The 9,607-nt window shown below is 73.2% G+C and carries 10 protein-coding genes; 5 read left to right on the top strand and 5 right to left on the bottom strand.

From position 1 onward, the window contains the following. Both K6I34_RS23855 and K6I34_RS23850 read left to right on the top strand, forming a co-directional pair. The coding region (locus K6I34_RS23855) for an aldehyde dehydrogenase family protein (RefSeq protein WP_229328391.1) at positions 1-301 on the top strand (301 nt) is incomplete at its 5' end. A gap of 28 nt (positions 302-329) precedes the next feature. Then, positions 330-1,400 (top strand): alcohol dehydrogenase catalytic domain-containing protein, encoded by a 1,071-nt coding sequence (locus tag K6I34_RS23850; protein WP_229328390.1) that lies wholly within the window; start codon positions 330-332, stop codon positions 1,398-1,400. Positions 1,401-1,531: 131 nt separating this feature from the next. On the opposite strand, the gene K6I34_RS23845 is transcribed toward K6I34_RS23850, so the two are convergent. Continuing rightward, positions 1,532-2,599 (bottom strand): GlxA family transcriptional regulator, encoded by a 1,068-nt coding sequence (locus tag K6I34_RS23845; RefSeq protein WP_229328389.1) that lies wholly within the window; start codon positions 2,597-2,599, stop codon positions 1,532-1,534. Between the two features lie 376 nt (positions 2,600-2,975). Between K6I34_RS23845 and K6I34_RS23840 the strand changes: the two genes are divergently transcribed. Then, a complete protein-coding gene (locus K6I34_RS23840) occupies positions 2,976-3,983 on the top strand; it encodes a hypothetical protein (RefSeq protein WP_229328388.1) in 1,008 nt (335 codons plus the stop codon). Positions 3,984-4,025: 42 nt separating this feature from the next. Here the strand turns inward: K6I34_RS23840 and K6I34_RS23835 are convergent, their stop codons facing one another. From K6I34_RS23835 to K6I34_RS23825, 3 genes are all read right to left on the bottom strand, one after another. Next, a complete protein-coding gene (locus K6I34_RS23835) occupies positions 4,026-4,670 on the bottom strand; it encodes a flavin reductase family protein (RefSeq protein ID WP_229328387.1) in 645 nt (214 codons plus the stop codon). 158 nt (positions 4,671-4,828) lie between these two features. Then, positions 4,829-5,704, bottom strand: a complete 876-nt coding sequence (locus tag K6I34_RS23830) for an enoyl-CoA hydratase/isomerase family protein (protein WP_229328386.1) — start codon at positions 5,702-5,704, stop codon at positions 4,829-4,831. Positions 5,705-5,753: 49 nt separating this feature from the next. Beyond that, entirely contained in the window at positions 5,754-7,985 is a 2,232-nt protein-coding gene (locus K6I34_RS23825) for an acetate--CoA ligase family protein (protein ID WP_229328385.1), read from the bottom strand. A gap of 136 nt (positions 7,986-8,121) precedes the next feature. On the opposite strand from K6I34_RS23825, the gene K6I34_RS23820 reads away from it, so the two are divergent. Then, positions 8,122-8,541, top strand: a complete 420-nt coding sequence (locus K6I34_RS23820) for a Zn-ribbon domain-containing OB-fold protein (protein WP_229328384.1) — start codon at positions 8,122-8,124, stop codon at positions 8,539-8,541. A gap of 9 nt (positions 8,542-8,550) precedes the next feature. Further along, entirely contained in the window at positions 8,551-9,159 is a 609-nt protein-coding gene (locus K6I34_RS23815) for a GNAT family N-acetyltransferase (protein ID WP_229328383.1), read from the top strand. Here K6I34_RS23815 and K6I34_RS23810 read toward each other — a convergent pair. Next, positions 9,137-9,607 (bottom strand): pyridoxal 5'-phosphate synthase (locus tag K6I34_RS23810; protein WP_229328382.1); only part of this gene is annotated, 471 nt, incomplete at its 5' end. The genes K6I34_RS23815 and K6I34_RS23810 overlap by 23 nt on opposite strands.

Genomic DNA, 9,607 nt, shown 5'->3' with positions numbered 1-9,607 from the left:
CGCCAGGGAAGAGATCTTCGGACCCGTCGTCGTGGCCCTGTCCTTCGAGGACGACGACGAGGCGGTCCGCATCGCCAACAGCACCTCGTACGGCCTCTACGACTACGTCTTCGGCGCCGATACCGGCCGGGCCTGGGCCCTCGCCGCCCGGCTGCGCTGCGGCAACGTCGGCATCAACACGCTCCAACGGCACCCCGAGGCTCCGTTCGGCGGTTTCAAGGACAGCGGCGTCGGCCGCGACGGCGGCTCCTTCGGGCTGCACGCGTACAGCGAACTCCAGTCGGTCGTCTGGTCCTCGTGATCCCGACGCCGGAGAGGACGGAGCAGCCATGAGAGGTGTCATCTTCGACGGCGAGCGGCCCCGGGTCGTCGACGATCTACAGGTGCGCGGGCCGGGCCCCGGCGAGGTCCTCGTCTCGGTCGCCGCGGCGGGGCTGTGCCACAGCGACCTGTCCGTCGTGGACGGCACCATTCCGTTCCCGGTTCCGCTCGTCCTCGGGCACGAGGGCGCGGGTGTCGTGCTGGAGACCGGACCGGGTGTCACACATGTCGCGCGCGGCGACCACGTCGCGCTCTCGACCCTCGCGAACTGCGGCGTGTGCGGCTACTGCGGCCAGGGCCTCCCCACCATGTGCCGCAAGGCGATCGGCAGGCCCGGCAGGCCCTTCTACCGGGGCGGCACCGGGCTCTACCAGTTCGCGGCCTGCTCCGCCTTCGCGGAACGCACGGTCGTCAAGGCCGTCCAGGCCGTCAGGATCCCCGTGGACGTGCCGCTGGCCTCCGCCGCCCTCATCGGCTGCGGTGTGCTGACGGGTGTGGGCGCGGTCCTCAACCGGGCCCGGGTCCGGCAGGGCGACTCGGTCGTCGTCATCGGCACGGGCGGCGTCGGGCTGAACGTCCTGCAGGGCGCTCGTATCGCCGGGGCCTCCGTCGTCGTCGCCGTCGACATCAACCCGGCGAAGGAGAAGATCGCGCGGCAGTTCGGGGCGACGCACTTCGTCGGCGCGTCCTCGTCGGCGGGTACTCCGGCCGCCGTCCGGTCGGTGCTGCCGACCGGGGCGGACCACGTGTTCGAGTGCGTGGGGGACCCGGGGCTCGTCCGCCAGGCGGTCGATCTCCTCGACCGGCACGGGCAGGCGGTCCTGCTCGGGGTGCCGCCGGCGTCCGCGGAGGCGTCGTTCCTCGTCTCGTCCCTCTACCTCGACAAGTCGATCCTGGGGTGCCGGTACGGCTCGTCGCAGCCGCAGCGGGACATCGCTCTTTACGCCCGGCTGTACGGGGAAGGACGCCTCCTGCTGGACGAATTGGTCACCGCCGTCCATCCCGTCGAGGACTTCGACAAGGCGGCCGCGGACACGCTCCACGGACGTGTGGCCCGGGCGGTCCTGACCTTCACCTGACCGGGGTCACGGCACCGGACTGGGCGCCCCGACAGGGGCGCGGGGAACTGCGCGACCAGCCACGATGCACCCGCAGCCGCGCGCCCAGCGCAAGAGGCACCCCCATAGGCGCCGGGGCCGAGCGGCTCCGCTCAGTGGCTTGAGCCCACCGGCGCCGTTCTGAACGTGCGCCGGTAGGCGGAGGGGGAGACCCCCAGCGCCCCCTGGAAGTGCTGCCGCATGGACGCGGCCGTGCCGAAGCCCGCGTCCCGGGCCACCTGGTCCATGGACAGGTCGCTGTCCTCCAGCAGATGCCGGGCCCGCTCGACGCGCTGCTGGGTCAGCCACTGGCCGGGGCTGATGCCGACCTCCTCGCGGAACCGGCGTGTGAAGGTCCGGATGCTCATCGCCTCCTGCGCGGCCATGTCCCGCAGCTGGATCGGCTCGTGCAGTCGGCCCAGCGCCCAGGCGCGTGCCGTCGTGGTCGTCGCGAACCTCGGCTCGGGTACCGGGCGGTGGATGTACTGCGCCTGGCCGCCGTCGCGGTGCGGCGGCACCACGCTGCGCCGGGCCACCTCGTTGGCCACGGCACTCCCGTGGTCACGCCGCACGATGTGCAGGCACAGGTCGATGCCGGAGGCCACCCCCGCCGAGGTCAGCAGGCCGCCGTCGTCGACGAACAGGACGTCTGCGTCCACCCGGACGGACGGGTACAGCTGCTGGAAGTGGTCCGTGCTGCTCCAGTGCGTGGTGGCCGGGCGCCCGTCGAGGAGGCCGGCGGCCGCCAGCACGAACGACCCGGTGCAGATCGACACCAGGCGCGTGCCGGGGCGGATGTGCGCGAGGGCCGCGGCCTGCGCGTCGTCGAGCCTGCCCTCGGTGTACGGGAGGCCCCGCTCGTACGTGGGGGCGATGACGACCGTGTCCGCCGCGGCGAGTGCCTCCGGCCCGTGCTCGACGTTGATCGAGTAGTCGGCGTCCGTACGGACGGCGCCCGCGGTGAGCCCGCACGTCACCACCTCGTACAGCGGTTCGCCGTCCGCCGACGTGGCCCTGCCGAAGATCCGGTACGGGATGGACAGCTCGAACGGGATGACGCCGGGCAGGGCCAGGACGACGACCCGGTGCAGCCGTCCGCCCGTCTGACCCGCGCCCCTGGCCTCCAGGGCGTCGTCCGGCACGCCGCTCTCCGAGTTCTCCGGGTTCACCGGCACGTCCATGCGTCTGCTCTCCGACAGTCCACGCGTTCCCCCGAACGCTTCCCCGGCCGTCCTCCGGCCTTGTCCCTGACCAGTGTGCTGCGGGGCAGCGACAGCCCGCCCCGCTCTCGACCGGTCCACGGGCCGGTCACAACAAGACCGGCCCGCACGACCAGGCTGCCGCACGCCGGGGGCCTCCGGAGTCACCATGGCCCGATCCTTGCGCATCATGACTGTCCGGCCATCACCCCGCCTGCCGGTGCTCCTGGTCGTCCTGCGGTGCGCGGTCGTACCGGCCCTATCCATCCCAAGACGGGTCATTCCGTGAGAATGGTCCGCTCGCAGAAGCAACCTCCCGGCCCCCGGGGGAATCTTTTTCTTGGAGAGAGGGGCGGTCATGACACAGCAGGCCGAGCCGGACGCGATGCCGGTCGGGGCGGAGGCGGACACCGCACCGGAGGAGTCCGCCCGGGCGCCGAAGCGTGTGATGCACGCGGACGGCTTCGGCGCGGCGTACTGCGCGTCGATGGCCGGCCTGTGCGCGGAAGCGGTGATCGGCGGGACGATCGCCGTCCTGGTGATGCTCGCCCGCGAGCACGACGGTCTGCCGCACAACGTGGCCGTGATCGTCGCGGTCGTCCTCGGGATCGCGCTCCTCGCCGTCCTGGTGAGCGGTTTCATCACCGGTGTCGCGGTGATGCCCGCTCTGGCGCTCGCACGGCGTGTGGCGCGGCGCACGGGCCGCGCCGAGCGTCTGCGCTGGTATCTGGGCGCCGTGCCGGTGGTCTCCGCTGCCGTGGTGGCCGCCTTCGGCGGTGTCGCGGCGCTCGGCAGTCTCGCGTTCGCTCCCGCCCTGTCCTACGTCCTGTGGTGGGCCTCCCTCACGGTCGGCCTGCTGCCCGCCACCCTGCTCGCCGCCGTCGCCGGACGGCGTGTCCGTGCGGGCCGCGCCAAGGGACTGGTCCGCAGGGTCGCGCGTGACGGCGCGCTCGCCTGGCTCGCGATCGGCGTACTGGGCGCGGGCGCGTACGGCACCGGTCTGGTCAAGGTGTACGAGCCGCCGCAGCTGCACGCGTCGGACCTCGCGGGCAGGTGGACCGACGGCCACGGCGGCACGGTCGAGCTGAACGAGGACGGCCGGGCCGTCGCGGACGGCCTCGACAACTACGTGTGGGACGAGACCGGCAAGGACAGGCCGAAGGACTGCGACGGCACCGGCTCCTGGAAGGCGGTCAAGCAGGACGGCCGCATCGAGGGTGTCGCCCTGCAGTTCAAGACCTGTGAGCTCAGCCGCAGCTGGAACCTCGGCGGTACGCAGAAGACGCCGCGGATCTACCACGAGATCGGCAAGCCCGGGTCCGGCAAGCGGTACGTCCTGACCAAGGTGGTCGAGCGCAAGAAGTGACCGGGGCCTGCGCCACGCCGGACTCGTACGGTCGCCTCCGCCTCAACCACTGAACGTCCCGAACGCGCCCCTGTGGAAGAGCAGCGGGTGGGCTTCCGACGACGTGTCGTCCGCGCCCAGTGCCTCGACTCCGCCGACGACGATCAGGTGGTCCCCGCCCGTGTGCACGGCACGTACCGTGCAGTCGATCCAGGCCGGTGCGCCTGTGAGGCGGGGCGATCCCGTCACCTGTGAGGGTGTGTGCCGTACGCCCGCGAACTTGTCCGCCGTCCGTGACCCGCTGACCGCGAAGGCCCGGCAGACGTCCTCCTGGTGCGCGCCGAGGACGTTGACGCAGAAGACTCCCGCACGGGCGATGCGCGGCCATGTGATGGACGTACGGGCCACCATGAAGACGACCAGGGGCGGTTCGAGGGAGAGCGAGGCGAAGGACTGGCAGGCGAAGCCCGCCGGGGGCTCCCCGTCCCCGCCCGGCGCGGTGACGACCGTGACGCCGCTGGCGAAGTGGCCGAGCACGTGCCGGAACGCGTCCGGCGCGACCGGACTCCGCTCGTCCGCGCCCACGGCGCGCAGCGCGGGGCGTGGCAGAGGGGCCACGGGGTGCGGCTGCCCGGGAGCGGAGGTCGGGGCTCCGGCCGACCGCAGATAACGGACGGCGGCTGCGGCCATGCCTGCGTGTCCCATCATGTGTTTCATTGAAGCTGACAGAGCGTCAGTTCGGAAGGTTCGGGCGGCCGTCGGGCTGCCGGAGGGGCGCGGGGCTGCTGCATCATGCGGCTCCGCCGCGTGGGCGCGACCAGCCACGACGCACCCGCAGTTGACGTACCGGTTTCCCAGCGGAACGCTTAGCGCCCCCGGAACTCCGGAGTGCGGCGTTCCGCGAAGCTCGTGAGGCCTTCCCGCACGTCCGCGGTCGCCATGTTGATCTCCTGCGCGGCGGCCTCGGCGGCGAAGGCCGTCGCGCGGTCGGTGTCGAGGGAGGCGTTGACCAGCTGCTTGGTCAGGGCGAACACGCGGGTCGGGCCGGTCGCCAGCCGCTCCGCCCAGCTCCGCGCCGTGTCCGTCAGCTCGGTGTCGGGCACCACGCGGTTCACCAGCCCCATCCGTTCCGCGTCGGCGGCGGTGAGGGCGTCGCCGAAGAACAGCAGCTCCTTCGCCCGCCGTGGTCCGACGAGCCGCGGCAGGAGGTAGGCGCCGCCGCCGTCGGGGACCAGGCCACGGCGTACGAACACCTCGATGAACCGGGCGGTTTCGGCCGCGATCACGAGGTCGCAGGCCAGCGCGAGGTGGGCGCCCAGCCCGGCGGCGATGCCGTTCACGGCCGCGATCACGGGCTTCTCGCAGTCCAGCACGGCCTCGACGAGGCGCTGCGCGCCGTTCCGGATCGTGCGCGCGACGTCGCCGGACACGGCGGCCGGGGCCCGGCGCGCAGGGCCCGCGCGCAGGTCGGCGCCCGCGCAGAACGCCCTGCCCGAGGCCGTGATCACGACGGCGCGCACGGCCGGGTCGGCGGAGGCGGCCACGAGCCGGGAAATCAATTGTTCCCGCAGGTCGGGCGTGATGGCGTGGAGGGCTTCCGGGCGGTTGAGGACGAGCCACGAGACGCCGTTGTCAGTGGCGTGGAGTATCACTGATCCAGGGGAGCCGACGGGCCCTGGAGGTCTGCCGGTTCGCGGGGAGCCGCCGGTGTCGGCGGGTGTGTCACGGGGGGAGACGGACATGGTGGTACTCCTGGTTCTCCGGGCGGCCGCGCGCGGGCCGGCGCCGGGGTCAGCGGCAGACGGCCAGCGCGTCCAGGGCCACGGCGCCCTGGCCGCGGTCCAGCACCACGAGGGGGTTGATGTCCAGCTCGGCGAGTTCGTCGCCCAGTTCCAGAGCCATGCGCTGGACGCGCAGGGCGGTCTCCACGAGCGCGTCCACGTCGGCGGGCGGTGTCCCCCGGACGCCGTCCAGCAGCACGCTGCCGCGCAGTTCGCGGAGCATCGCGCGCGTCCGGTCCTCGTCGAACGGCGGGACGCCCACGGCGGTGTCGCGCAGCACTTCCACCAGCACTCCGCCCAGCCCCACCGTCACGGTGGGGCCGAAGAGGGGGTCGGGCGAGATGCCGACGGCCATCTCCACGCCCCGGCCGACGAGTTGGCAGACGAGAATGCCGTCCAGGGGCAGCCCTTCGTAGCGCGCGATGTCGGTCAGTTCGCGATACGCGTCGCGGGCCTGGCTGGCCGAGGTCAGGCCGATCTTGACGAGGCCGAGTTCGGTCTTGTGGGCGAGCTGGGGCCCGGACGCCTTCATCACGACGGGATAGCCGACGAGCCCGGCCGCCCGTACGGCCGCCGCGGCGCTGGTCACGAGCTGTTCCCGGGGGACGCGGATGCCGTACGCGCGCAGCAGCTGCTTCGCCGCGTGCTCGCTGAGCCGCTCGCCCGGCCGCAGCAGGGCCCGCGCCTTGCGGGCGGAGGGGGAGGGGACGCGCGGGGCGTCCTCGAACGGGGAGCGGTAGTGGGTGACGAAGCGGTGGTGGTCGAGATACGCGCGTACGGCCGTGACGCAGTTGGCGAAGGTGCGGAAGGTCGCGACACGGGAGGAGCCGAGGAGGGCGTGCCGGTAGGCGTCCTCGGTGCCGACCGGGGAGCCCCAGACCACGCAGACGAGCTTGTCCGTCTCCTCGGCCGCCGCCACGAGGTCCCGTACGAGCATGTCGCTCAGGGGAGGGAACGGGCCGGGGACGGGGCAGACGAGGACGCCGACCGCCGGGTCGGCGAGCAGGGCGTCGATGATCTTCCGTCCGCGTGCGTCCCCGACCGGGTGGCCGCCGCTGTCCACGGGGTTCGCGACGCTCAGATAGTCCGGTATCCACTGGTGGAGCTCGTGCTGCTTCGCGGCGGTGAGCGTGGGGAGCCCGAGGCCCGCGGCCGTGGCGAGGTCCGCGAAGTGGGCCCCCGTGCCACCGGAGATCGAATAGACGGCGACACCGTCGGCACGGGGCGGGCGCGCGCGGGCGAGCAGGGCCGACGTGTCCTGGAGCTCGTCCAGGCCGTCGACGCGGATCACGCCGAACTGCCGCATGGCGGCGTCCACGACGTCGTCGGTGCCGGTCAGTTTGCCGGTGTGGGTGGCGGCGGTGCGGGCGCCCGTCTCCGTGCGGCCGACCTTCACGGCGACGACGGGCACCTTGTGCCGGGCCGCCCGGTCCGCGGCGAGCAGGAAGGCGCGGCCGTCCTTGAACCCCTCCACATATGCGGCGATGGCCCCGACCTCGGGCCGGGTGGCGAAGTACGAGATGAAGTCCGCGCACTCCAGGTCGGCCTCGTTGCCGGTCGGGGCCCAGTGCGAGAGCCGGATGCCCAGTTCCTGGAGGGAGAAGAGCGGTCTGCCCTGGTGGCCCGACTGGGTGATCAGGGCGATGGCGGGGCCGTCCAGGTCGTCGCGGAACTCCTCGAAGGCGTTGAGGTTGGTGTTCGGGCCGAGGAGCCGGACGCCCGCCCGGCGGGCCGCGGCGGCGAGCCGGGCCTGTGCGGCGGCGCCCTCCGGCCCGGACTCGGCGAAGCCCGAGGCGAAGGCGACGGCGAACGCCGCCTTCCGGTCGGCCGTGACCTCCGCGAGCTGCTCCAGGACGGGCAGGGGGTCGGCCACGAGGAGGACGGCGAGGTCGACGCGCTCGGGCAGATCGGCGACCGAGGGACGGCAGGGGAGGCCGAAGACCTTTTCGCGGGTGGGGTGCACGGGGTGCAGCCGGGCTCCGACGCGCTCGGCCCAGGCGACGAGCTGCCGGGTGATCCCGGTGTTGGGCCTGCCCTCGCCGTCCGAGGCGCCGACGACGGCGACGCTCTCGGGGCGGAAGAAGCGGTCGAGGTCGGGTATGTCCGAGCGCAGCGGCCGCCCGCTGACGTCCAGGTCCTCGGCGGTGCTGCCGTGGACGGCGGGTCCCCGGCGTTCGCCGCAGGCCGCCACGCGGGCCGGGCGGGAGGTGGTGGTGAGGGTGCCGTGAGTCGATCCAAGCATCGTTCTCGTCCACTCCTGCTCAAGGCCGACGGGACTGACGTACGAACAAGGCTACCGATCTGACGTGACGTCAGGAAAGATGTGGGGACACCGGGAGGAATGGCGAAGGGCCGCCGGAGCGCTGGGAGTTGGTGTCATGGACGCGCAGGCGCGTTTCGATGTCCCCGGAGTCGATGCCTTCACCCGCCCCTACTGGGAGGCCGCCGCACAAGGGAGGCTGCTGATACGCCGTTGCCGCGCCGGAGGGTGCGGAAAGCCCCATCACTATCCGCGGGAGATCTGCCCACGCTGCTGGAGTGAGGACGCCGTCTGGGAGGAGGCGACCGGCCGCGCCACGCTCTACACCTGGTCCGTCGTCCATGTGAACGACCTTCCGCCGTTCGCCGGGCGGCTGCCGTACACGGCCGCCGTCGTGGACCTCGTGGAAGGGCCGCGCGTGGCCACGGAGGTGGTCGAGTGCCCCGAGGAGGCGCTGCGGATCGGCATGGACCTCAGGGCCGCCTTCCGCGACCTGCCCGGAACCCCCTGGAAGGTGCCCGTCTTCCGCCCGTGTTGAATGCCGGGCATGGACGACATGGACGAAGCGACAGCATGGGGCCCGGCCTGGACGGGTGAGTTCGACCTCGCGCTGCGCCCGTGGGGCGACGGCGACCTGGACGCCGTGCTCCGGGGCATAGCGGACCCCGAGTTCCGCCGCTGGAACGCCATCACCGTGCCCACGCCGGACGAGGACGGCGCCCGGGCGTTCCTGGAGCGCCGCGCGGCCGAACGGGGACGGGGCACGAGCGCGTCGTTCGCGGTCACCGCGCCGGCGGAGGGGCCCGGCACGGTCGTGGGCAGCGTCGCCCTCTCCGCGATCGACAATCTGCACCGCAGCGCCCGGGTCAGCTACTGGGTGCTGCCCGAGTACCGGGGCCGGGGCTACGCCGCGCGGGCCCTGGAGGCGCTCACCCGGTGGGCGTTCCACGGCGAGCCGCGGCTGCACCGGCTGGAGCTGGGACACGCCCTGGGGAACGATGCCTCGTGCCGCGTCGCCGAGCGGTGCTCGTACGGCCTCGAAGGCACGCTGCGGGGCGCGATGCCGGGGAGCGACGGCGGGATGTGGGACATCCATCTGCACGCCCGGCTCGCCATGGACCCGGCGCCCGATCTCACGGCCAGAGCAGTCCGGTGACCCAGTCGCCGTCCCCGGTGCGGCGGTAGACGAGGCGTACGTGCCGCCTGCGGGCATCGCCCTGGAAGAACTCGACCTCGTCCGCCCGCAGCACGTAGAGCGTCCAACTGTCGACGGGGGCGCCGGGCTCGCGCAGCGCCCGCTCCCACGCACTGTCCGACGCGCGCTCCAGCTCGGCGAGGCCGGGCAGCGGCTCGCTCTGCCTGCCCACCAGCGCGGCCGCCAGGGCGCCGGGCGAGCGCATGGCCAGGTCGGCCCGGCTCTCCGCCGGGCCCGCGGCCGTGACGCCGCCCCGCACCCGGACCTGACGCCCGACCGCGGGCCAGTAGAAGCCCAGGGCCGCCTCCGGCCGGACCGCCAGCTCGCGCCCCTTGCGGCTCGTCCGGTGCGTGGCGAAGTGCCAGCCGTGCTCGTCCGCGTCGTGGAGCATGACGGTGCGAACGGACGG

The organism is Streptomyces sp. UNOC14_S4, from assembly GCF_020740835.1.
In the GTDB taxonomy this organism is placed as follows: domain Bacteria; phylum Actinomycetota; class Actinomycetes; order Streptomycetales; family Streptomycetaceae; genus Streptomyces.
The sequence above is the reverse complement of the archived record's forward strand: the minus strand, read 5'-3'. Positions and strand labels throughout refer to the sequence as shown.